The organism is Fervidobacterium sp. 2310opik-2 (assembly GCF_011057735.1).
Taxonomy (GTDB): domain Bacteria; phylum Thermotogota; class Thermotogae; order Thermotogales; family Fervidobacteriaceae; genus Fervidobacterium; species Fervidobacterium nodosum.
Genome location: NZ_LNGG01000003.1, coordinates 78,530 through 100,798, shown reverse-complemented (window position 1 = coordinate 100,798; position 22,269 = coordinate 78,530). Strand labels below are relative to the sequence as shown.

The 22,269-nt window shown below is 35.0% G+C and carries 20 protein-coding genes and 3 tRNA genes; 22 read left to right on the top strand and 1 reads right to left on the bottom strand.

From position 1 onward, the window contains the following. The first annotated feature begins 24 nt into the window (after nt 1-24). The 16 genes from murI to AS161_RS01680 all read left to right on the top strand — a co-directional run bounded on the left by murI (nt 25) and on the right by AS161_RS01680 (nt 16,434). Nucleotides 25-855 carry a glutamate racemase gene (gene murI / locus AS161_RS01755; protein WP_164541570.1) on the top strand — a complete coding sequence of 277 codons (831 nt, stop codon included), beginning with the start codon at nt 25-27 and terminating at the stop codon, nt 853-855. Continuing rightward, nucleotides 788-1,636: an RNase adapter RapZ gene (gene rapZ / locus AS161_RS01750; protein ID WP_164541569.1), complete on the top strand. Its 849-nt coding sequence runs from the start codon at nt 788-790 to the stop codon at nt 1,634-1,636. The genes murI and rapZ overlap by 68 nt, the downstream gene beginning before the upstream one ends. Beyond that, nucleotides 1,633-2,589: a gluconeogenesis factor YvcK family protein gene (locus AS161_RS01745; protein ID WP_164541568.1), complete on the top strand. Its 957-nt coding sequence runs from the start codon at nt 1,633-1,635 to the stop codon at nt 2,587-2,589. Before rapZ ends, AS161_RS01745 begins: the two co-directional genes overlap by 4 nt. Nucleotides 2,590-2,591: 2 nt before the next feature. Beyond that, the gene (gene whiA, locus AS161_RS01740; RefSeq protein ID WP_164541567.1) at nt 2,592-3,518 is read left to right on the top strand and encodes a DNA-binding protein WhiA; all 927 of its coding nucleotides are present in this window, start codon (nt 2,592-2,594) and stop codon (nt 3,516-3,518) included. A 35-nt stretch (nt 3,519-3,553) separates the two neighbouring features. Next, entirely contained in the window at nt 3,554-4,015 is a 462-nt protein-coding gene (nrdR, locus tag AS161_RS01735) for a transcriptional regulator NrdR (RefSeq protein WP_011994316.1), read from the top strand. Nucleotides 4,016-4,051: 36 nt separating this feature from the next. Beyond that, a complete protein-coding gene (greA, locus tag AS161_RS01730; RefSeq protein ID WP_011994315.1) occupies nt 4,052-4,522 on the top strand; it encodes a transcription elongation factor GreA in 471 nt (156 codons plus the stop codon). Between the two features lie 42 nt (nt 4,523-4,564). Next, nucleotides 4,565-6,094, top strand: coding sequence for a lysine--tRNA ligase (lysS, locus tag AS161_RS01725; RefSeq protein ID WP_164541566.1), 1,530 nt, complete (start codon nt 4,565-4,567; stop codon nt 6,092-6,094). Continuing rightward, on the top strand, nt 6,091-7,794 hold the full coding sequence (locus AS161_RS01720) for a peptidylprolyl isomerase (RefSeq protein WP_164541565.1): 1,704 nt from the start codon (nt 6,091-6,093) through the stop codon (nt 7,792-7,794). Before lysS ends, AS161_RS01720 begins: the two co-directional genes overlap by 4 nt. A gap of 67 nt (nt 7,795-7,861) precedes the next feature. Next, nucleotides 7,862-9,184 (top strand): peptidylprolyl isomerase, encoded by a 1,323-nt coding sequence (locus AS161_RS01715; RefSeq protein WP_164541564.1) that lies wholly within the window; start codon nt 7,862-7,864, stop codon nt 9,182-9,184. Between the two features lie 44 nt (nt 9,185-9,228). Beyond that, nucleotides 9,229-9,873, top strand: a complete 645-nt coding sequence (locus AS161_RS01710; RefSeq protein ID WP_011994311.1) for an SDR family oxidoreductase — start codon at nt 9,229-9,231, stop codon at nt 9,871-9,873. Between the two features lie 17 nt (nt 9,874-9,890). Continuing rightward, the gene (locus AS161_RS01705) at nt 9,891-11,180 is read left to right on the top strand and encodes an IMP cyclohydrolase (protein WP_011994310.1); all 1,290 of its coding nucleotides are present in this window, start codon (nt 9,891-9,893) and stop codon (nt 11,178-11,180) included. 27 nt (nt 11,181-11,207) lie between these two features. Beyond that, nucleotides 11,208-11,945: a class I SAM-dependent methyltransferase gene (locus tag AS161_RS01700; RefSeq protein WP_164541563.1), complete on the top strand. Its 738-nt coding sequence runs from the start codon at nt 11,208-11,210 to the stop codon at nt 11,943-11,945. A gap of 33 nt (nt 11,946-11,978) precedes the next feature. Next, complete coding sequence (locus AS161_RS01695; RefSeq protein ID WP_164541562.1) at nt 11,979-13,199, top strand: M48 family metallopeptidase; 1,221 nt, start codon at nt 11,979-11,981, stop codon at nt 13,197-13,199. A gap of 180 nt (nt 13,200-13,379) precedes the next feature. Then, nucleotides 13,380-14,333 (top strand): D-glycerate dehydrogenase, encoded by a 954-nt coding sequence (locus AS161_RS01690; protein ID WP_011994307.1) that lies wholly within the window; start codon nt 13,380-13,382, stop codon nt 14,331-14,333. Nucleotides 14,334-14,342: 9 nt separating this feature from the next. After that, nucleotides 14,343-15,086 carry a DUF3298 and DUF4163 domain-containing protein gene (locus AS161_RS01685; protein WP_011994306.1) on the top strand — a complete coding sequence of 248 codons (744 nt, stop codon included), beginning with the start codon at nt 14,343-14,345 and terminating at the stop codon, nt 15,084-15,086. 37 nt (nt 15,087-15,123) lie between these two features. Beyond that, nucleotides 15,124-16,434 (top strand): MFS transporter, encoded by a 1,311-nt coding sequence (locus tag AS161_RS01680; protein WP_164541561.1) that lies wholly within the window; start codon nt 15,124-15,126, stop codon nt 16,432-16,434. 9 nt (nt 16,435-16,443) lie between these two features. Here AS161_RS01680 and AS161_RS01675 read toward each other — a convergent pair. Continuing rightward, nucleotides 16,444-16,533, bottom strand: a tRNA-Ser gene (locus tag AS161_RS01675). A 100-nt stretch (nt 16,534-16,633) separates the two neighbouring features. Between AS161_RS01675 and AS161_RS01670 the strand changes: the two genes are divergently transcribed. The 6 genes from AS161_RS01670 (at nt 16,634) to fusA (ending at nt 22,227) form a co-directional block, all read left to right on the top strand. Beyond that, complete coding sequence (locus AS161_RS01670; protein WP_164541560.1) at nt 16,634-18,643, top strand: alpha-amylase family glycosyl hydrolase; 2,010 nt, start codon at nt 16,634-16,636, stop codon at nt 18,641-18,643. A gap of 88 nt (nt 18,644-18,731) precedes the next feature. Beyond that, nucleotides 18,732-18,806, top strand: a tRNA-Val gene (locus AS161_RS01665). Nucleotides 18,807-18,856: 50 nt separating this feature from the next. Then, nucleotides 18,857-18,931, top strand: a tRNA-Gln gene (locus AS161_RS01660). 282 nt (nt 18,932-19,213) lie between these two features. Then, entirely contained in the window at nt 19,214-19,618 is a 405-nt protein-coding gene (rpsL, locus tag AS161_RS01655) for a 30S ribosomal protein S12 (protein ID WP_164541559.1), read from the top strand. 15 nt (nt 19,619-19,633) lie between these two features. Further along, on the top strand, nt 19,634-20,101 hold the full coding sequence (gene rpsG, locus AS161_RS01650; RefSeq protein ID WP_011994302.1) for a 30S ribosomal protein S7: 468 nt from the start codon (nt 19,634-19,636) through the stop codon (nt 20,099-20,101). 50 nt (nt 20,102-20,151) lie between these two features. Continuing rightward, nucleotides 20,152-22,227, top strand: a complete 2,076-nt coding sequence (gene fusA, locus AS161_RS01645; RefSeq protein ID WP_164541558.1) for an elongation factor G — start codon at nt 20,152-20,154, stop codon at nt 22,225-22,227. The last annotated feature ends 42 nt before the right edge of the window (nt 22,228-22,269 follow it).

The window sequence follows — 22,269 nt, the reverse complement described above, 5'->3', positions numbered from 1 at the left end:
AAATGGAAGGTGAAAACATCTAACATGAACATAGGGTTATTTGATTCAGGAATTGGTGGCTTGTCTGTTCTAAAAAAGCTCATAGAAACGCTTCCAGCACATTATATTTACGTAGCTGATACTATGCGCGCTCCATACGGTACGAAATCAAGTGAAACGATAGAAACTTTCAGTAGAGAAATTATCGGCTTTCTTATGGAAAAGAAAGTCGAGCGTATTTTTGCTGCATGTAATACATCAGATTCAACACTTTCAAAATACAGAAATAACTTCAGAATTCCTTATCACAGTATAATTCAAGCAGGCGTTAGTGCATCAAAATATGAACGAGTTGCTGTGATAGGTACGCATACAACCATACAGAGTGGTATATATAAAAATGCGCTTGAAGCCAAAGGGAAAAAAGTGATGCAAAGACCAGCTCAACTTTTTGTATCTCTTGTTGAAGAAGGAATATTTTATGGGAACATGGTAGAAGCTGTAGTTAAGTTTTATCTTGAGCCATTTAGAAAATTTAAACCAGATGAGTTGATTTTAGGTTGTACTCACTTCCCATTTTTGAAGGATATTATTATGAGAGTTATGGGAAATGTAAGAGTTATCGATCCGGCTGATGAACTTGTACGTGAGGTTTCACACTTAGTTTTAAATGGAAGACCATTTGTGGAGTTTTACGTAACCGGTAATCCGGATGAATTTGAAAGAAAAATTAAAAAAATTGGGTTTAGGCATCCTTACCAGATTAAACATCTTGAAATTTCTGAGTTAGAACAGAAGGTGGTTTATTTTGAAAGAGCTTGTAATATTGACGGGTCATTCGGGAGCGGGCAAATCGACAGCGGCGGGACTACTTGAAGACCTAGGTTTTTTTTGCATAGATAATCTTCCTCCGGAAGTGGTTTATCAAGTTGCGAGCATCTTATCTAACAATGTCGATAAGCTTGCGATTGTTCTTGATATTAGAAGTTATCTTTTCGGAAACATTCAAAATGCCATAAAAGATGTTAAAGAAAGATACCCTTTTACAAAGGTAATATTTTTGACTGCAGCTAAGGATACCCTCATACAAAGATTTGCTCACACCAGACGCTCACATCCTCTTTCAAAGCAGACCAATTCGATAGGCGAAGCAATAGAACTCGAGTTTGAAATTATGAAAGAAATCATGGAAATCGCAGATTTGGTTATAGATACTACCATGTTGAACCCTCATCAACTAAGGACAAAACTTACGACTTTTCTTGAAGAAAAATCCGAAAAGACTTTTGTTGTGCATGTTATCAGCTTTGGTTTCAAGTATGGTATGCCTTTAGATGCAGATTTTGTCTTTGATGTTAGATTCTTCCCAAATCCATTTTACATAAATGAATTACGGCCAAAAACAGGTAAAGATGAAGAAGTCAAAGAATTTCTTAGGAAAATTGATGGTGTTTCTGAATATCTGAATAAAATTTATGAATTAATTAACATAGCTATTTCAAGGTACGAAGCAGAAGGACGTAAAGAGATAACTGTAGCGATAGGATGTACAGGTGGGAAGCATAGGTCCGTCTATTTTGCTGAAGAGCTTGGGCAGATGTTCTTGAGTAAAGATTACAAGGTTACTATTGAACATAGGGACGTAGATCTTGGATGAAAATAACTGCGGTTGGTGGAGGAACAGGTCTCTCTACTTTACTAAGAGGTTTAAAGCAATATTCGTCTGATTTAACAGCTGTTGTGACTATTACCGATGAAGGTGGGAGCTCCGGAATATTACGAGAAGAATTAAACGTACCACCGCCTGGTGATGTGCGCAATAATTTGGTTGCTCTTGCCAATGATGAAGATATTCTTGGCAAGCTTTTTAACTATAGATTCAAAAACGGGAGTTTAAATGGTCATGCGGTCGGTAACATAATTCTAGCTGCTCTTACAAAACTCACGGGTAGTTTCCCAGAAGCTGTAGCAAAAGCCGCAGATATATTGGCTATTAAAGGTCGCGTGCTTCCGGTATCGGATAAAATGGCAAGACTTATTGCCGTTTTTGAAGATGGCCAAGTTGTCGCTGGCGAGACAAAAATCGTAGATTACGGAAAAAAATCAATGAGAAGAATAGTTGAGTTAAAACTTGAAACACCAATTCAAATTAATCCAAGCTGTTATGACGCTATTGTTCGAAGCGATGTACTTGTTTTTGGCCCAGGGAGTCTTTATACAAGTATAATAGCAAATCTTATAGTAAATGGTTTCAAAGAGGCTGTCATGAAATCAAAGGCTATAAAAATATATATCGCGAACATAATGACTCAACCAGGAGAAACATATAATTATAAATTGAGTGACCATATATTAGAAGTAGAAAAATACCTTGGAAAAGAACTTGATTATATAATTTACTCTTTCCCACCATCTCAGGCAGAAATTTTGGAAAAGTACAAGAGTAAAAATTCTGTACCAGTGGAACTTGACGTTAGTGATAATCGCATAATTGCTGGGCACTTTTCAAAAATTATACTCGAGAGTGAACCACGTATACGCCATGATTCGTTCTTGATTGCAAAAACTCTTCTTGAAATATCAGAGAAAGCGTTAACCAATGAGGTGTAAGTGTGAGATATTCATTTTCAGAAGAAGTAAAAGGTGAATTATGCCAACTTGAAATTTTTGATAGTAAAGAGGCTCAAATTGAGCTTATCGGTTATTTAAAAGGAAAAGGCATTATCGTAAAAAGTTCCACAGATGTTTATATACAACTTGAGGTTGGTTTCATTCCGGCAGCAAGGCGAATAATGAATTTAATGCACCATCTTGGTGTTGATAAAAAGCGACTGACCTTACTCAAGAATAAGTTGCAAAAAAAGAGAGTTCAAATATTTATCCCAGTTAGTATTTTGGACAAACTGGGAATTTCTATTTTAAAATTACCTGGTATAATAGAAAAAGATATAGGCTATTTTGGGGCTTTTCTCAGAGGTTTATTTGTTTCTTCAGGTTCTGTAACTGATCCTTCGAAACATTATCATTTTGAGTTTGTGTCGTATAATGAATCTCTATTAAGATATGTTGATGAACTGTTAGATGAAATGCTTGGTGTGTCAGGGAAAATTTCAAAGATGAATTATAATTATAGGTATTATATAAAGAGAGGTAGAGATATTCAGGAAATCTTAGAACTTATGGGCGCCATTAGAGGCGCTGCTCATTTTGAAAAAATATTAACTTCTAGAGAAATAAAAAGCGATATAAATCGTTCGTTGAATTTTATCACAGCTAACGCTAAGAGAACAGGAGAAAGCAATGCAAAACAAATAGAAACGATAAATTTTATAAAAGACACCATAGGTTTAGACGCTATTCCTCCAGATTTGAGAAGATTGGCTAAGTTGAGGTTAGAAAACGAAGATTTGTCTTTAACTGAGATTGGAGAGTTATTTGACCCACCACTAACAAAAAGTATGGTCTATAATAGAATAAAGAAAATATTTGAAATTGCAGAAAATATTAGAAACGACGGAAAAATGAATAATAATGAATAATATAGTTCTTTAAAGTAATAAGGCAGGTGTAGAAAATGCGTTGCCCATTTTGTGGATACGAAGATACAAGAGTCCTTGACTCACGAGAATTAAGTGAGGGAAGAGCTATAAGAAGAAGAAGAGAATGTCCACAATGCCATGCAAGGTTTACAACATATGAAAGGTATGAAACTGGACCAATAACTGTTATAAAAAAAGATGGGCGGAGAGAAAAATTCGATAGAAAGAAAATTCTGAACGGCTTACTAAAGGCTTTTGAAAAAAGACCTATTACTGTAGATGATATGGAAAGAATTGTTGACAACATAGTTTCGCAATTACAAAAAAGTGGTACACTTGAGGTACCATCTGAGTTAATTGGAAAGTTAGTTATGGAAGAATTGAGAAAAGTGGATCAGGTAGCTTATGTAAGATTTGCGTCTGTATATAAAGATTTTAGAGAAATTGACCAGTTTATCGAGGTTATAAAAGAATTAAGAAACGAGGGACAAATATAATAATATAAACTTTTAGAAACTTTAGGAGGGATTTAGATGGAAAAAGTTAAACTTACGAAAGAAGGCTACGAGCTTCTAAAAAAAGAACTTGATGAATTAAAACGACAACTCATGTTTGAAATTCCTGAAAGAATAAAAGCTGCGAGAGAACTTGGTGATTTGTCAGAAAACTCTGAATACCAAGAAGCGAAAAATGAGCAAGGTAGAATAGCATCGAGAATAAACGAACTTGAGCAGATGTTAATGAATGCAGAGATTATAACGGAAGCTTCCAATTCATCAACTGTTAATCTTGGTGACTGGGTCATTCTTAAAAACTTAGATACCGGTGAAGAAATGAAAATACAACTTGTGAACCCGCAAGAGGCAGATATATTTGCGAATAAAATAAGCATAGAATCGCCCCTTGGAAGAGGAGTTAATGGCGCAAAGAAAGGTCAAACCGTAAAAATCAAGGCACCAAAAGGGATAGTGAAATATCAAGTTATTGAGATAAACTCAAGATAAGAAAATTATAAAAACTGTTAATCTGTCTAAGGAGGGAGTATTTTGCTTAAGGATTTTAGAGAAGCAAGGATTAAAGAAATAGATGAACTTCGTAATTTAGGAATTAACCCTTATCCGTATTCTTACAATAAAACACATACAACGGAAGACATCAAAAAGCAGTTTGAACATCTTTCTAACGGTGAAGTAACCGATAAAAGAGTTTCAACTGCTGGTAGAATAATGTCAATAAGGGAACACGGAAAAAGTGCTTTTTTCCATATAAAGGATACATATGGAAGAATCCAAGCTTACATTAGAAAAGACAAAACAGAGAATTACGAATTTTTCAAAGAGCATGTTACAGTTGGTGATATAATCGGTATTGAAGGTATAGTATTTAAGAGCAATACTGGTGAAATCACCATACTTGTGGAAAAGTTTGAACTTCTGGTTAAACCTTTAAGACCAATGCCTGAAAAATGGCACGGTATAAAGGACAAGGAAGTACTTTACAGGCAAAGATATGTTGATATGATCGCAAACGACGAAACAATTAAGAGATTTAGAATGAGATCAGATATTATAAGGATGATTAGAGAGTTTCTTACAAAGAAAGGATTCTTTGAAGTTGAAACACCGATACTTCAATACCTTACAGGTGGCGCATCCGCGAGGCCATTCATCACACATTTAAATGCTCTTGATATAGACATGTATCTTAGAATTGCCACGGAATTACACCTCAAGAGATTTATCGTTGGAGGTTTTGACAAAGTTTACGAGATTGGTAAAATATTCAGAAACGAAGGGATTTCCTACAAACATCACCCAGAATTTACATCAATAGAACTTTACCAAGCTTACGCCGATTACGAAGATATGATGAACCTTACGGAAGAACTTATAACTTACCTTGTCGAGCAGCTATACGGCACAACTAAGATAACATATCAAGGTCAAGAGATTGATTTTACAAGACCTTGGAGAAGGGTAAAGATGAGAGATTTCATAAAAGAAAATCTTGGTGTTGATATCATAGAAGATAGTGATGAAACAATGGCAAAAGTGCTTGCAGAAAATGGAGTGGAAGTTGATATAAACGATAGAGGCCATATGATAGAGAAACTTTGGGATCTTGTTGAAGACAAAGTTATTCAACCAACGTTCTTACTCGAACATCCTGTTGAAATATCACCACTTGCCAAAAAGCACAGAGAAGATCCAAGGGTAACGGAAAGATTTGAACTTATAATTTATGGTAGAGAAATGGCCAATGCATTCAGTGAATTGAACGATCCTGTTGATCAACTTGAAAGGTTTATGAATCAACTGAGACTTAGAGACCTTGGTGACGAGGAAGCTCAAATGCTTGATAAAGACTTTGTAAGAGCTCTCGAGTATGGAATGCCACCAACAGGTGGACTTGGAATAGGAATAGATAGATTGGTAATGTTGCTTACAGACAGTGCTAATATAAGGGACGTTATAGCATTCCCACTTGTGAGACCAGAAGGAGATATAGATATTGAAGATTACACCGATTTAGAAAAATCTGAAATCATAGAAAAAGAAGGGGGAAATAAAGCATGAGTAAGGAAAGCAAAGATGTTAAAGTGAGGAAAACCATTAAGAGATGGCAAGAGATATTCATTTGGATTGTTGCTATTGCATTCGTTGCTGGTATCGCTCTTTGGGCACTTGCAGTTAACTATGCGCCTGGTGCAAAGAAAGTTAAGAGAACAATAGAAGAAACTGTAGGATATTTAACAATTAGTGGCGAACCATCAAAAGATCAATCATATTGGGTATTCCCAGAAGAAGTAGAACAAAAATATGGAGACTTACTTGCTGCGTATGGAAATCCACAAATTGACCCCGTTGTTGAGGTACCATACGTTAAAACGCTTATTGCTGTTGATTTTTTAAATAATAAGACAATGCTTTATTATGCGAAAGTTAATGATATAAAGGCAGATAAGAAAAAACTCGATGAAGAAGTTAAAAAGGAAATGGATAATATAAAGAAAGATCAAGCGAAATCACAACAAATAAAAGCTCAATACGGAAGTTTGTCAAATTATGAGAAGGAATTCAGAAAAAACAAAGAACAAGAGTTGATTATATCTGCCGTTAAAGAAAAGCTTGGTGCCATTAGTGAGGACGAAATCAAAAAATATTATAATGAAAACAAAAATGACATAGTACAAAAATACACAAAAGCGGAAGTAGAGTATGCAACGTTTAATTCAAAAGATGAAATGGAAAATTTTGTTAAACTTGCAACAGAAAAAGGAGTAACTCAAGCTGCTTCCGAACTTTCAGTTACACTTTCACCGTACACATTACAAAAAGGTACATTACCTGAGGAGCTTGAAAAAGAAATATTTGATGCAACGTCAACTTTAGTTTCTTTACCGTACAACAATTCATTCTTTGTTTTCAATGTAAAAAGTGTCCAAAAAGCTGATACTTATGAAAACTTTGTCAAGACAGATGGTTATACAGAAGTTAGAAACGAACTTACGAATAAAAAATTCTCTGATAATTTCAAAAAATGGAAAGACGAAAACAAAGTCTCATTTGAATTGAGAGATCCAGTTTACAAGGCATGGTACAAAGCACTTAGTTCAGAAAACAAAGACCTTTTAAGTGTTTATAAAGAATTTTATGAACAATTATTCAATGAAAAAGGTGAAGTAAGAACAGATGTTGCAAACGAGCAAAAAGCAGCTTTCTTGGTAGTTGCAGACAGAATAGTTGAAAGTACGGATACAGCTCTTGAGAAAGTAAAAGAAGACGTAAAAGGATTTGAAAAGAAAATTGTATCCTCAATTTATGAAGCAACAAAAGGTTCGTCAAAAGAAATTCTTAGAAGGATGAAAGAATACAATCCGGAAAACAAACAGATCGCGTTTGACTATTACTCAAAACTTTACGATGAAATAAAACCATACTTATCAATTGGTGGAGCGCAATATGTAATGAGTCAGCTATTTGAAGTGTATCAAGGTTTTGCTGATCTTGCTGATTCTACCTCGACGGAACTAAATATAAGAGCGGATTCTATTTACAAGTTGTACGATATGAACAAAGCGCTTGACGAGCCAAAAGTAGCTAAACAATACCTTACGAAATTAAAAGAAATCAAACCTGATTACAGCTTGGATTTTGAAAAAGCTGAAAAAGAACTTGATGAAATGATTAAACAAAAAGAAGCATTGCAACAAAGCACAAATACAACAAACGAGAGTACAAATACAACAAACGAGAGCACAAATACAGGTAAATAAGGGCAAAAAATAATCCCCCGCGAATAGTGCGGGGGATAATTTCATAGGAGAATGAGGGGTGTTTAATATGAGAAATTCAAAACTTATTTTTTTGGTCTTTTTAATCGGTTTTGTAGTGATTTCAAGTTCTTTTGCTCAAACAAGTACAGAAAACAAGATAATTGGATTTTTTGAACTAAACGGAAAAGTAGTACCAGGCACAGAAGTTTCAGAAAAAGAAGTTGAAGAAACATACGATATCTATCTATCTTATTACGGCAGTTTTGATCCACTTTTTGAGGAACCATATGTAAAAGCATATATATTAAATAGTCTTTTACAAGATAAAGTTAAAGAATACTTTGCTAAACTTGAAAATCTTTCTTTGGATGAGTTTTTCCAACAACATTCCACAATTTCTGAAGAAGAAATGATGAAATATTACAATGAAAATAGAGAACAACTAATGAAAGATGAAGAATACGTTGACATTGACTATGTTATATTTGAAACACAAGAAGAAGCACAGAAATTTTTTGATACAGCGTTAAAAGAAGGATTCCAAAAAGCTCTTGAAGAAATCAAAGAAGCGACAAATGTAGAAAGTGACTCGTATGATGGATTAAAGAAATCGGAAACCTCTGAAATATTTGTTGATACACTCTTTGGAAAATACGATAGTAAAATAAGAATTCAAATTACAGATAACGGTAACTTTGTATTCTTAATTAGGAATCACAATGACTTTTCCACATTTGATAAATTCAAAGAATCATCTAAGTATGCGGAAGTTCAGCAAGATTTAGGGAACAAAAAATTTGAAGATTACCTCAATTCGAAAATCGCAACTGAAAAACTAAAGATTGTTGTTCCAGTAAGCTATTCAATATGGGTAGATTATGTACAAGATAAAGCCACTGAACTGCTTATTTCTGTATATTATTCAAAAATTTTCAATGAGGATAAAACACTTAAAACTGATGATCCTTGGTTGCTAGCAGGTATTTTATCAACCATAGAAGATGCAAAATTGACAGAAAAATATCAGCAGGAGTATAAAGAAGCAATATTAAAACTCTATGAAAAGGGTTATAAGACATTCTCAATACTTTCAAGACTAAGACAATTTGATAATTCAGAAAAGATAGTTCTTGAATACAATGTTGAATTATCAAAAATATTGCTTTCCTACATTAAAAATGGAGATATAAATTCTGTTCTTCGGTATATTTATAATAATTTGGCAGAGCTTGACGAACTTGTGAATTCCGAAAACCCGCAAATTAGTCAAAAAGCAATGGAATATTTGTACTACATGTACAAAAGCCTTGGCGATGAAGAAACAGCCCAAGGTTATCGTGATAAATTACTCCAAGCCAATCCAGAATATAAGTTTGAATTAGGGCAATAAGTAAGAACTTATATTACTATATATTATTATATGGAGGTGAGTCGATGCACTGGGTAATCACAGGTGCAAATAGAGGCATTGGCTTGGCTATTACCAAAAAACTTCTTCAAGAGAACGAAGAAGTCACCGTGGGCATCAGAACTTCCATGCCTATAGAACACCAAAATTTAAGAGCGTTAAAACTTGAAGTTTCTGACCCTGTATCAATAGAAGAATTCGTGGTTAAAATTGACAAGCCAATTGATGTGCTTATAAATAACGCAGGTGTGCTTATTGAAGAACGTTTTCCCGAAGTTACCGAAGAAGGTATGCTTCTTTCGTTTAAAGTGAACACATTAGGACCGTATATGCTTGTTCAAGAGTTATACAAAGCAGGGAAATTAAGAGAAAGTGCGAAGATAATTAACATATCCAGTATCCTTGGAAGTATAACTAATACAGGTGGAACGTCTTCCATACCGTATTCTATTTCAAAAGCAGCTCTAAATATGGCAACGAAACTTTTATCACACAAACTTAAAAATATGAAAGTTATTTCTATTCATCCTGGATGGGTTAAAACTGACATGGGTGGTAGCAATGCTCCAGTGTTACCTGAAGAATCAGCCGCTGGTATAATTAATGTAATTAGAAATCTTGATAAATCAGGTATATTCTTAGACTACACAGGAAAATTGATAGAATGGTAAAAGTGGGGGGCTGAGTGATGAATATTAAGAGGGCTCTGATAAGTGTTTCTGATAAAGCAGGACTTGTTGAGTTTGCAAAGAATTTAGTAGATCGTGGTGTTGAAATAATAAGCACCGGTGGGACTGCCAAATTACTTTCTGACGCAGGAATACCTGTAAAACAAGTTTCTGATGTTACCGGTTTTCCAGAAATTCTTGGTGGAAGAGTTAAGACACTCCATCCAAAAATATTCGGTGGAATACTTGCAGATCTCGGTGACAAAAGTCATGTAAAAGATTTGCGGGATAATTTTATTGAGCCCATAGACTTGGTTGTGGTTAACCTTTATCCATTTGACGAAGTGCAGAAAAAAACGAGAGATGAAGATGTACTTATTGAAAATATAGATATAGGTGGTGTTGCTTTACTGAGAGCCGCGGCGAAAAACCACAGAAACGTTGTTGTTGTTTGTGATCCTGCAGATTATGATAAAGTAATAAAATCCATTGATTTGTGTGGAGATGTTCAACTGCACGACAGAAGGATGTTTGCTTTAAAAGCCTTTTATCATACAATGAAATACGATGCGACGATACATAGAGTATTATCTGAACTATTTGCTTCAGAAAAATTTGAACATATGACATTCGAAAGATTCATTAATCCACAATTTGACTACGAGATTTTAGATAAAGTTGAAGATAAATTTATCAGACTTTCAAAATATACCAAAAATGCTTCTTCAATAGTTGCCGGGGCTATTTTATCTTACATTAACCCAGATTTGGTTATAGGGCTTGTTGGGAACATACCATCAACTTTGGTGGATCTTAAAAAATCTGGAAAGAGAATTTGCGATATTAAAGGTGAAACAGTTGTTTTAAGAGAACTTACAAATGACATGGCTAGAAAACTTAAAGAAAGCACATTTTCAACTATAGCATGCGAAAAAATCGAGGACAAAGAATTTGTACAAGAAACACTTAAAGGAAAGGAAATTATACAATACGAATACGTAAGTGATTCGAACAAAAACAGGAAATATTCTATTGGATATATGATAGAAAACATAATGATTAAAGAACACATTCAAAGTAATTCAGAAATAAATCTTTTGCTAAAATTGTTACCAAAGTATGCAATCGTACTAATTACTGAAGATGGCTATTATCATATTGAAATTGATTTAAATAGTCCAGTAAAAGCACTTGAAAAGGTTTTGGAAAATACAGCCACAAAACCAATATCGGTTGCAACTAACGGAATCATAGACAATGTATTTAAAAAATTATGTCAGGAAAGAGGCATTGAAATAATTGGCTTTTGAGAAATTCAAAAAAGAGGTGTAAGATTTTTGAGACACATAGAAAAATCTTACGAATACTATAACTCAATTGCACACATTTACGATGAAATGTACTTAGACAAATATTGGGAAAATGCGAAAAAACAAATAAAATACGTTTTAAAAAGTTATATTAGCGATTTCTCAGACAAAAAAGTCATAGATATAGGCGCAGGGACAGGACAGTGGTCTCAGTGGTTTGTGCAAAATGGGGCACAAGTTGTGTTGGTTGAACCTGCATGGAATATGTTAGAGATAGCAAAAGAAAAATTGAAAAATTACAGTGAAAAATGCACTTTTATATGTGAAAAAGCTGAGAATATACAATTAGATGAGAAATTTGATGTAATCTTCCTTTTTGGAGATGTTCTAAGTTACGTTGAGAACATAGAGAAAGTTCTTAACAATATAAAGAAATTATCGAAAGACGGTACCTATATTTTCGGTACCGTCGATAATTTTTATTCATACCTTCGAGATGTTATAATTTACGGTGATAAAAGAGACTATGAATACCTTAAAAAGTACAAAAAACTACCGATAGGCTCTCAATATGGTACATTCATATCTCGCTCTTTTTCTGAAGAAGATTTAATAGAAATCTCTAAAAATTTTTCTTTAGAATTGGTTGAAGTATCAGCTCTTGGGATTTTCAGTGATGAAACACTTAATTTTAAATATGGTAAATACCTTACCAAAGAAGCTGAGCACTTGCTTTTTGTAATGAAAAATCATGAGAAATATTAAAGAAATTTAGGGAAACATTAGGAGGGATGGGGATTGTTTATTAAAGTTTTAATACTGCTAGTTATTTTCAAAGAAATTTGGGAAGTAGTACTAAGCTTGGCAAATTTGAAATATTCTTTAAACACCAAAAATGTACCTGATATTTTATCGGACATTATGTCTGCGGAAAATTTCGAAAAAGCAAAAAGATACCTCAAAGACAGAACCATGTTTTCTGCTGTTTCAACTTTAGTAAATCTTATTGTTACCTTGGTTTTCTTGCTAAAAGGTTATCCATTTCTTGAAAAAATAGTTAGTAATTTAACTGCAAACGTATATCTACAAGCATTACTCTTTGCTGGTATATATGGTTTAATAGATTTTCTAATCGATTTGCCATTCAAATTATTTTCTACATTCGTTATAGAGCAAAAATATGGTTTCAACACAACTACACTTAAAACTTTTATATTTGACAGCTTATTATCCATAGTCTTAATTGTAACTATAGCCACTCCAATTTTGATTGGCTCAATGTGGTTTTTAACACATTTCACAATTTGGTGGTGGCAATTATCAATCCTTGTATTTTTATTTTTATTATTTTTCTCATACATTCAACCAATTCTCATCGCACCACTATTTTATAAATTCACAGAACTTAAAGATGGAGAATTAAAAGAAAAACTAAAAAAACTTTTGACTAAGTCTGGCGTAAAAGTTCCAAACATCTACGTTATGAACGCTTCAAAAAGAACAAAAAAACAAAACGCATACCTTACTGGAATTGGTAAGGCAAGAAGATTAGTCTTGTATGATAACATACTTAAGCAAACGGATGATGAGATATTAGCAGTTGTTGCTCATGAACTTGGTCATCATGCGCATAGACATATAGCTAAACTCATAGCCATATCATCAATTTCTACAACATTAGTATTACTATTTAGCAATTTTGTTTATCTGTATCTTTTCCAAATACAACCATTTGGCATTTCAAAACCTTACACTGTTATTTTTTACACATTTACATTTATAAGTGCTTTGATTTATTTTGTTGAGCCATTGCTTAATTATTTACAAAGAAAAATGGAATACGAAGCAGATGAATATTCAGCAAAAGTGTCTGAAAACCCAGAATATATTATTTCTGCACTCAAAAAGTTGGTGAAAGAAAATTTATCAAATCCGAATCCTTTGCCACTCTATAAAATTTGGTATTACAGTCATCCTGCTCCGGAGGAAAGAATAAAACACCTTTTGAATTTAAAATAATATTGAAAAAATCAAAATTAATGAACAATGCAGAAAGATATATAAAGGCAAATGAACCAGAGGATTTTCCTCTGGTTTTTTCTTATAAATTTTTGGGAAATAAAAATATAAAGTTGAATTAATTGGTTTTTGGAATAGAATATAATCAGATATTTTACGCATGATTGGAGGTGTAGTGAAGTGAGAGTTTTTGTAACTTACGCTATTCCTGAGAAAGGCATAAATATGCTTAAAGAAAGGTTTGAAGTAGATGTTTATACAGGCGAAGAGTTTTTATCAAAAGAAGAGATGATAAAACGTGCAGAATATGCCGACGCAATAGTAACTCAGTTAAGGGATCCTATTGATAAAGAATTTATTTATTCTCTGAAGAAAGCTAAGATTATAGCAAATTATGCTGTTGGATATAATAATATAGATATTGAGGCTGCTAAGGAGAGGGGAATATACGTTACCAATACTCCGGGAGTTTTAACTGAGGCAACGGCTGATATTGCTTTTGCTTTGATTCTCGCAGTTGCGAGGAGAATTGTAGAGTCTGATAAGTTTGTTCGTGAAGGTAAGTTTGTTGGTTGGAAACCGAAGCTATTTTTAGGTTACGATTTATATGGAAAAACTCTTGGAGTTATTGGGATGGGAAGGATTGGACAGGCGGTTGCACGGAGAGCCCTCGGTTTTGGTATGAATATTGTTTATTACAACCGTAATAGATTACCAGAGGAAATTGAAAAACAATACAACGCGAAATATGTAAATATTGATGAGTTGGTTGAAATTTCAGATTATATTTCGCTACACACGCCTCTCACAAAGGAGACGTATCACCTCATAAATAAAGAAAGAATTGCTAAGATGAAACCAAATGCTATATTGGTAAATACTGCGCGAGGACCTGTTGTTGACGAGCAGGCATTGTATGAGGCTTTGAAAGAGAGAAGAATTGCAGGTGCGGGTTTTGATGTTTACGAAAATGAGCCAGTTTTAACTCCAGGGCTCGAGAAACTTGATAATGTTGTGCTATTGCCACATATAGGTTCTGCTACTTACGAAACTCGTGACAAAATGTCAGAGATAGTTGCGATAAATGTAATGGAAGCTCTTGATGGAAAAAGACCATCAAATTGCGTTTGGTGATCTGAAAAATTGAGAAAGGTAGATGATTTTATGGAAAAATTTTCAGAAACGCGTTCAAGAATTTTCATGATAGGTGTTCTTATGCTTATTAGTTTGCTTGTGGTATTCTATATATCAAGAATGAAAGTTTTTGAAATTGTAAAAAGTTCTACTGAAAACGAAATTGTACGGATACATGTTGAATTACCTCGTTTAAAATACCTTAAAGATTCTAATTTTGAAGAAAAATTCAATTCTGAAGTTGAAGAAAAAATAAAAAAATTTGTGAACGAGGTAAAAGGGATAGCACAAGAAGATCATGATAAAGACGTTCAACATACTCCTTACGAAGCTTATGTTAGTGTAGACGTTAGATATGAAGGAAAGGATTTTCTTTCATTTGTAGTTTATTATTATCAATTTACTGGAGGAGCTCATGGTATAACTTTTTTTGAGACTTACAATATAGATCTTAAAAATTCCAAAGTCTTAAAGCTTTATGATATAATTAAAGAAGAGGCAGAAGATACAATAAAGTCAAATATTTTGAAACAAATAGAGCAAAATAACACAGATTTCTTTCCGGATGCTCCTATGAATATTTTAAAAGATGATATTTTCTCAAGAGAATTTACTATTTCTAAAGACGGTTTGATTATTATGTACCCGCATTACGATTTGGCACCTTATGCTTCAGGTATGCCAGAGTTTGTTATACCATGGAATGTTATTGAAAAGTTTTTGAAGTATGATATTTTGTCTTTACTAAAGTAGAATTTTTAATTTCTTGGTATCGAATGGGGGGGTTCTTTTGAGTAAAGATATTAATAGAAAAAGGACTGTAATTTTTCTCTTTATATTACTTGTTATACTCAACGCCGATCAGATGGTGATGAGTCCTGTTATTGGTATGATTGAAAAAGAATTTAATGTTACCGATTCGCATATTGGACTTGTTGGGGGAGTTTTCAGTATTGTAGGGGCCATTATCAGCCTTTTTTGGGGATTTTTAAGTGATAAGTACAACAGAAAGAAGTTGTTGGTTGGTTCTATATTAGTTGGGGAAATTCCATGCCTTTTAACGGCCATTTCAGGTTCGTTTGGCCAGCTTTTTTTCTGGCGAGTTTTGACTGGTATCGGTGTTGGTGCTTCTTTTCCAATTTCATATTCAATTGTTGGTGACTTATTTGGGCATAAAGAGAGGGGAAAGGTAGTTTCAATACTTGGACTTGCTTCTACTGTGGGAAGTATATTGGGAATGTTAGTGGCTGGATATACAGCTAATATTCTTGGTTGGAGGATACCATTTATCCTTGTTTCCGCTCCTAATATAATTCTTATTCCACTTATTTGGTATTATCTTGATGAACCAAAAAGAGCAGCTCACGAGGAAGGCTTTGAAAGTACGGAGGTTGAATATAAGTATAGTATTAAGCTTTCAGATTACGCAAATCTTGTAAAAATAAAAACAAATTTGCTTTTATTCTTTCAAGGGATTGCAGGTACAGTTCCTTGGGGCGCTATACCATATTTTATGATAGAGTTCTTTAGAAGAGAGAAAGGCATGGATTTAAATCAAGCCACAACGATGTTTCTGATTTTTGCCTTAGGAAGCATTGCGGGGAATGTTATAGGTGGTATTGTTGGAGAAAAACTTTATTCGATTTCTCGTAGACTAGTTCCACTTGTATCTGCTGTTACAACAATCTTAGGTGTATTTTTCACTGTTTGGGTGTTTAAATTTAACTATATGCCGGGTACCTTTTTGATTTTTGGTTTGTTAGGATTTGTAGCGGCGATGATGGACTCTTACACAGGGCCAAATGTTAAGATGATGCTTTTAAATGTGAATGAACCGAAGGACAGAGGAAGAATATTTTCCATATTTAATTTAACTGATTCTGTAGGTACTGGAATTGGTCGTTTCGTTGGTGGGGCGCTTTCAGTGAGTCTTGGAAGTATGGCCGCCGCTCTTGAATTAAGTGCGTATTTTTGGTTTATATGTGGCTTTTTCCTAATGTTAACAGCATGGTATTTTGATACAGAAGTTGAAGCATTAAATAAAAAAATGAGAGAGTTAGCTTTAAGAAGTAGAGAAATTGGAGAAGATATAGAGGGATAAAATAAAAAATGGCGGAGGCGGTGGGACTCGAACCCACACGGTGGTTTGACCACCACCGATTTTCAAGACCGGCTCCTTAGCCAGTTCGGACACGCCTCCGTCCAGCGGTAAGATTATACAATGATTATTAGAGTTCGTCAAGTGGTGAACAATAAGCAATGTTAAATCTTTTAAGATTTTTAAATAGGAGGTATCAAGTATGAATGAACTTAGAGACTTGAGAGATTATTTGAAAACAAAAATTACCGGAAAAACACTTTACGCTTTACCTAAGCAATGGTTTATTTCTCATTATGCTGGAAAGGTTTCCATTAAAGATGGGCGCTATTTCGTTGATCCATACGAATACTTTGCCTTCTTAATCGATTATATCCTTGAAAATGATAAAGGATTCGATTATTCAAAATCTTTAGCAATGCTAAATGGTGAGATAAAACCTGTTTGGATTGGTAAAGGTAAGATATACGGCGCTCTCCCAAGAGCTACAGTGGCTTACAACCACAAAGGATTTGGCGCTTTTGAACCAGAAGATATTTTCGGTTACAAAGAATCTGGAACGTTTTTAAAGATGATAGCATTGCTACCATATTTGAAAACCATGGGAATCAATATTTTGTATATGCTCCCTATTTCGAAAATGAGCAACATTTTCAAAAAAGGTGAAGTTGGTTCACCGTACGCGGTTAAAAATCCTGTTGAGCTTGATGAAAGCTACCATGACCCACTTCTTGAAGGAATATCTATTGATGAGCAATTTAAAGCACTTGTCCAAGCGGCGCATATGCTTGGTATACGTGTTGTGCTTGATTTTATACCAAGAACTGCCGCAAGGGATAGTGATTTAATAAAAGAACACCCAGATTGGTTCTATTGGATAAGGATAGAAGAAGTGGCAAGTTACAAACCACCACACATACCTGAATTACCTTTTAAAATACCAGATCCAGCAGATTTATCTGTAATATATTCAAATGAAGAAGTTAAACAACATCTTGCAAAATTCACGCTTCCACCAAACAAGTTAGATCCAAAGAAATGGCAGAGAGTTAAGAAAATGGAAGGCGATATCCTTTCAAATATCGCTCGTGAGTTTGGAATTATTACACCTCCAGGCTTTTCCGACTGGGTAAATGATCCTCAACCAACTTGGGACGATGTCACATTTTTGAGATTGTATTTGGATCATCCAGCGGAAAGTCAGAAATACTTACCGGAAAACCAACCACCTTATGTTTTATTTGATGTTGTTAAGTCGAGTAAATTCCCAGGTAACGAACCAAATATGGAGTTGTGGGAATATCTTTCAGATATAATTCCGTCTTACCAAAAAAGATTTGGAATAGATGGAGCAAGGATTGATATGGGACATGCATTGCCCGCAAGTCTTCAGGATATGATTATTTCAAAAGCCAGGGAAATAGATCCAGCGTTCGTATTTATTGCCGAAGAACTTGAAATGAAAAACGATGAAAAAGCAAAAAGGGAAGGTTACGATTGTATATTAGGCAACAGCTGGTATGCAGCTGCAAGACCAAGAGAATTTTACAAATTCATTGAAGAGACAGTACCTTATCTTAAAGTACCTTTTATTGCTTCTTGCGAAACACCAGATACTCCAAGGATAGTTGTAAGAGAAAATGGTGATAAGCTCAAATACCTTGCACCTGCATTATTGTATTTTGCTCCGAACGCGATACCATATATAAACAGTGGACAGGAAATAGAGGAAGTTCAACCAATGAATCTTGGTTTGGATAACAACATATTCGGGAAAACTGTATTGCCACCAAATGACCAATTTTATGGAAAGCTTGCTTTTTTTGATTATTACGCATTACACTGGGACAAAGCAAACGATGAAATTTATAATTACTTGAGGAGATTGTTATCTATAAGGGAAAAGGTTTCTGAATTCTATGATGGTGAATTCCGATATGTATATTTAAACTACCAAGATGGTTTAACAGCAAATTACAGCTTCTGGAAAGATAATCAGGGATTAATTGTACTTGGGAATCTAAATCTTGCTCAGGGAAGGTATATTGAAGTTTTTGTTAATGAAACCGCTGGAAGAGAGATTGAAGTAAAAAGTGTAAAAGTTATAACTAAATTTGGAGCAAAGAATTTACCAATATCAAATAGTAATACTATTCCATATGAACTTCAATCGGGTGATTTTGTTATAATGTTAATAAATAGAGAATTATAAATTTTTAAATAAAATACCTCTTGACAGATTTAAAGATACATAGTAAAATCAGTATCGCTGACCAATGAGGTCAGCGATACCTAAAAGTGGGTGCGTAGCTCAGTGGGAGAGCGCTTCCTTGACGCGGAAGAGGTCGTAGGTTCAATCCCTGCCGCACCCACCAATTTTAGTTAATAAAATGAGGGTCAAATTTAGGCGATACGGCGTTAACGCTGGGGCGTCGTCTAATTGGCAGGACCCTGGACTTTGGCTCCAGTTGTGTAGGTTCGAGTCCTACCGCCCCAGCCAATTTTAATTCTCATTATCTGCACTCATTAATGCAAATAACGATAAGATGTAGAAAATCAACGGGCGCATATGCGCCCATTATTTTGGTATTACCAGAAGTTAGAATGTTAACGAAACGATTCGGTTAATGTAAATAATCTTTTGTTTGTAAATTATTATGCTTATGTCGCAAAAACGCACGAGGTCGTGTACGCAACAAAAAATTCACACGGCTTTTATTGTTTTTTATTAAAACAGAGTTTATAATATCACACGAATGTATAGTTTGAAGGGAGGGTTAAGATGCCAACGATTAATCAGTTAGTAAAACACGGAAGGGAAAAAGTTAAAGAAAAATCTAAGTCACCGGCATTGCAAGGTCATCCACAGAAGAGAGGAGTTTGTGTTAGAGTTTCAACAATGACACCAAAAAAACCGAACTCTGCTCTTCGTAAAATAGCTAAAGTTAGATTAAGCAACGGCATTGAAGTAACAGCATATATTCCTGGCATAGGTCATAATCTTCAAGAGCACTCAATTGTCCTTGTAAGAGGTGGAAGGGTTAAGGACCTTCCAGGTGTTAGGTACAAGATCATAAGAGGTGCGTTAGACGCAGCAGGCGTTGAAAACAGACGTCAAAGCAGAAGTAAATACGGTGCAAAGAGGCCAAAAGCCGGAACTGCAGCAGGCGCAAAAGGTAAGAAGTAATAAGGAGGGAATTGAATGAGGCGAAGAAGAGCCGAACCGAGAGTAGTTTCACCAGATCCAGTTTACGGCGAAGTCCTTGTAACAAGGATGGTTAATAAAATTATGTGGGATGGAAAGAAATCAATAGCTCAAAAGATAGTTTACGGTGCAATTGATATACTCAGTCAAAAGACGGGTAAGGACGGAATAGAAGTTTTTAAACAGGCGATAGAAAACGTTAAACCTATTGTAGAAGTAAGGCCAAGGAGAATTGGTGGTGCAACTTACCAAGTTCCAGTTGAAGTTCAAGAACCCAGAAAGACAACACTTGCTATTAGATGGATAGTTGATATTGCAAGATCCAAAAAAGGAAAACCAATGCAAGAAAAATTAGCAGAAGAGCTTTTGAATGCGTACAATAACACAGGTGCGGCTATTAAGAAGAGAGAAGACGTACACAAAATGGCAGAAGCTAACAGAGCGTTCGCTCACTTTAGATGGTAATATATTAATATTTCTAAGATTCAAAGTTATATGTCTTCGAGGAGGAAAGTATGGAAGAGATAAAAGCATTATATGTCGACCTGAATAAGTTAAGGAATATAGGAATAATGGCTCATATAGACGCCGGTAAAACAACAACTACTGAGCGTATTCTGTTTTTTACGGGTAGAAAACACCAGATAGGTAGTGTCGATGATGGTACAGCAACGATGGACTGGATGATCCAAGAAAAGGAAAGAGGTATAACCATTACATCGGCTGCTACAACGTGTTTCTGGAAAGAGCATCGTATTAATATCATCGACACACCAGGACACGTTGACTTTACTATTGAAGTTGAGAGATCTTTGAGAGTTCTTGACGGAGCAGTCGCTGTGTTTGACGCAACGGCAGGTGTTGAACCACAGTCTGAAACAGTTTGGCGCCAGGCTGATAAATATAACGTACCAAGAATTGCGTTTATGAATAAGATGGATAAAACTGGCGCAGATTTCGAAATGGCTGTCCAAACAATGGTTGAAAGGCTTGGTGCACACCCAATTCCTGTTCAATTACCGATGGGGGCTGAAAGTGATTTTGCAGGTGTTATAGATTTAGTTGAGATGAAAGCTATCAGATGGCTTAATCCAGAAGGGACAGAAATGGTAGTTGAAGAAATTCCAGCGCAATGGAAAGACAAAGCAGAAGAAGCAAGAGAAGACATGATAGAAAAAATCGCGGAAGTTGATGATGAAATCATGGAAATGTACCTTGAAGGAGAAGAACCATCTGTTGAGCAAATTCATGCAGCACTCAGAAGGATAACAATAGCAGGATTGGGAACACCAGTATTTTGTGGTTCGGCGAAAATGAATCTTGGTATTCAACCTCTTCTAGATGGAATCGTAAGATACTTGCCATCACCGTTGGATCTTCCACCAGTTAAAGGATTTGACAAGGCAGGTAACGAGATACAAGTTCAACCTACGGAAAATGCTCCTTTTGTTGCGTATGCGTTTAAAATTCAGACAGATCCATACGTTGGTAAGCTCACATTCTTAAGAGTTTACAGTGGTAAGCTTGAAAAAGGAAGTTATGTTATAAATACAACAAAAGGCGTTAAAGAAAGAGTTTCGAGGCTTATATTCTTACATGCTGATAAGCGTGAAGATGTTGAGTATGTAAGGGCTGGAGATATAGTTGGCGTTATAGGAATGAAAAGCACGATAACTGGTGATACGGTCTGTGAAGAAAATACATATGTTATATTAGAGAAGATGGAATTTCCAGAACCAGTTATCTCAATAGCTATAGAGCCTGAAACAAAAGATGATGAAACAAAACTCTCAAAAGCATTGCAATCATTACTTGATGAAGACCCGTCACTTAGAGCGTACGTTGACCAAGAAACTGGCGAAACAATTCTCTCCGGTATGGGAGAATTGCATTTAGAGATTATAGTTGATAGACTTAAGAGAGAATTCAATGTCAATGTCAGAGTTGGTAAACCACAAGTCGCTTATAGAGAAACAATTACAAAAGAAGTAAAGGTTGAGGGTAAGTACATAAGACAGAGCGGTGGCAGAGGTCAATATGGTCATGTAGTTGTTCAATTTGAGCCTCTTGGACTTGACAAGACATTCGAATTTGTTGATAAGACAGTTGGTGGTGTGATACCAAAACAATACATTCCCGCTATCGAGGAAGGAATCAGAGAAGCAATGCAAGTTGGAGTACTGGCTGGATATCCAGTTGTTGGAATCAAAGCGACGTTACTCGATGGTTCATACCATGAAGTTGACTCATCAGAAATGGCATTTAAGATAGCAGCAAGCATGGCTTTCAAGGAAGCCATGGAGAAAGGGAGCCCGGTATTACTTGAACCTATAATGAAAGTTGAGGTAACAACACCGGAGGATTACATGGGTAACATCATTGCGGATCTTAATTCTAGAAGGGCCCATATAGATGCCCTTGAAAACAGGGGTCACTTGAGAGTAGTAAGGGCTCTCGTCCCATTAAGTGAAATGTTTGGTTATGCAACAACACTTAGGTCACTATCTCAAGGTAGAGCAAATTACACGATGGTGCTTTCACACTACGAGAAAGTGCCTGAAAAAGTAGCTGAAAAGATACTTAAGGGTTAATAAAAATTAACAAGAAATAATCAAACCAAAATCAATCTCCAT

Bases quoted from the DNA above. Each gene is read 5' to 3' on its own strand.
- AS161_RS01710 (WP_011994311.1), top strand. From the start codon at position 9,229: ATGCACTGGGTAATCACAGGTGCAAATAGAGGCATTGGCTTGGCTATT.
- AS161_RS01670 (WP_164541560.1), top strand. From the start codon at position 16,634: ATGAATGAACTTAGAGACTTGAGAGATTATTTGAAAACAAAAATTACC.
- AS161_RS01745 (WP_164541568.1), top strand. From the start codon at position 1,633: ATGAAAATAACTGCGGTTGGTGGAGGAACAGGTCTCTCTACTTTACTA.
- AS161_RS01720 (WP_164541565.1), top strand. From the start codon at position 6,091: ATGAGTAAGGAAAGCAAAGATGTTAAAGTGAGGAAAACCATTAAGAGA.
- murI (WP_164541570.1), top strand. From the start codon at position 25: ATGAACATAGGGTTATTTGATTCAGGAATTGGTGGCTTGTCTGTTCTA.
- greA (WP_011994315.1), top strand. From the start codon at position 4,052: ATGGAAAAAGTTAAACTTACGAAAGAAGGCTACGAGCTTCTAAAAAAA.
- AS161_RS01715 (WP_164541564.1), top strand. From the start codon at position 7,862: ATGAGAAATTCAAAACTTATTTTTTTGGTCTTTTTAATCGGTTTTGTA.
- fusA (WP_164541558.1), top strand. From the start codon at position 20,152: ATGGAAGAGATAAAAGCATTATATGTCGACCTGAATAAGTTAAGGAAT.
- AS161_RS01705 (WP_011994310.1), top strand. From the start codon at position 9,891: ATGAATATTAAGAGGGCTCTGATAAGTGTTTCTGATAAAGCAGGACTT.
- rpsL (WP_164541559.1), top strand. From the start codon at position 19,214: ATGCCAACGATTAATCAGTTAGTAAAACACGGAAGGGAAAAAGTTAAA.
- rpsG (WP_011994302.1), top strand. From the start codon at position 19,634: ATGAGGCGAAGAAGAGCCGAACCGAGAGTAGTTTCACCAGATCCAGTT.
- nrdR (WP_011994316.1), top strand. From the start codon at position 3,554: ATGCGTTGCCCATTTTGTGGATACGAAGATACAAGAGTCCTTGACTCA.